The organism is Streptomyces sp. NPDC001450, assembly GCF_053597295.1.
On sequence record NZ_JBSFHY010000152.1, the window covers coordinates 1 to 1,291 of the forward strand.

Here is a 1,291-nt window from a genome sequence, read left to right on the forward strand (position 1 = left end):
CCCAGCTCCTGCAGCCCCTGGCCCACAAGTTCGGCATGTCCACGGAGCTGCTCCAGATCACCGACGGCAAGATCACGTCGTACGACGGTGTCCTGTCGACGACGGTCACCGAGGCGATGGACGGCAAGGAACTCTGGGCAACGGCCCAGTGCCGCCCCCACCCGACCGAGCCCCTCGACGACTCGGGCCAGGGCGACGCCTTCGTGGGCATGGCCTTCTGCGCCGTCCGCGCGGTGGTCGACGTCGGTGAGGAAACGGGTACGCGACGGCATGACCTGCACGAACTCCCGTACGGACACACCGAAACGAGGGCACGCTGGGCCGCCATCGCAGCAATGAGCTACGATGCGAATGCCTTTCTACGATGCGTGGAGAGAGCACACGAGAGGTGGGCGTCGGCCTAGAAACCGACACCTGGTTCGCGTGCTAACTGCAGATAGGGACTCTCAGGCCGTGCCTGGCAGCTTGGAGACTGAGATGTCCCGCCGAACGAGCGGTTGCCCTGGCTTGAAGGTTCGAGCCGGGGCTTTTCAGCGCGTCCGGACGTTAGTTATCCGGCCTGGGGCAGCTCCTCGTCCGTGGTTCCGGCTTCTCTTGCTGCCTTCGACGCGCGCCGCGACTTCCGGATCGACTCGCGCCGGTGCAGCTCTACGAGGGCTTCTCGGAGCACTTCAGCCCCGGAGATGCCCAGGTCGTTGACCAGCTCTTCGTACAACGTCCGTACGTAGTCACCGGGCTTCAGCATCACGGTGGCGCGCAGCGGTCTGTCGGGCGGGAAGACTCCCGTCCGTCCTGGTTGCTGTCGTCCACGTACTGCCACGGTCGAGATCCTAGTGCCTAAGTGATCAGTGTGGTCCACACTTTCGTGCGTGTCGTATTGGTTCTCCCGTGACGCGGGAGGCTAGTTGGCGTCTTCCCGTGTGACAGTTCGAGGCCAAAATCCCCGGGATTCAGGGGCTGACAGCCTCACTGAGAGACGCGAGGCGTCGCTGAATGTCTTCCCGCGCACCACTCTTTCCGGGGACCCTTGTCCGGAGGGTGACGAGGTTGACGGCCAACTCCCGAATCAAGTCCGGGGTGGTGACGTGGTGCCAGCAATGGTGGGCGCGGTCGACCGCGGCCGTGACGTCGAGGTGCGTCTCGCTCTGTCCCGTCGTCAAGCGGGTGATGGCGGCCCGCATCGCGTTGATGGTCTCCTCGCGGGCCTTGTCGAAGCCGAAGAGCGCGAGCAGGCCGTAGAGGAACGTGACGATCAGCGCCGGGCCCCACACGGCGTGGTCGCGCATCTGCC

At 65.1% G+C, this 1,291-nt stretch carries 1 protein-coding gene and 2 pseudogenes; 1 reads left to right on the forward strand and 2 read right to left on the reverse strand.

Annotated features, from left to right (window positions below):
• A pseudogene (locus ACWC5O_RS45480) lies at positions 1-269 on the forward strand (oxidoreductase); the annotation flags it as partial.
• Positions 270-550: 281 nt separating this feature from the next.
• Here ACWC5O_RS45480 and ACWC5O_RS45485 read toward each other — a convergent pair.
• Both ACWC5O_RS45485 and ACWC5O_RS45490 read right to left on the reverse strand, forming a co-directional pair.
• Positions 551-820, reverse strand: coding sequence for a hypothetical protein (locus ACWC5O_RS45485; RefSeq protein WP_355837838.1), 270 nt, complete (start codon positions 818-820; stop codon positions 551-553).
• A 130-nt stretch (positions 821-950) separates the two neighbouring features.
• Positions 951-1,291 (reverse strand): annotated as a pseudogene (locus ACWC5O_RS45490) (hypothetical protein); the annotation flags it as partial.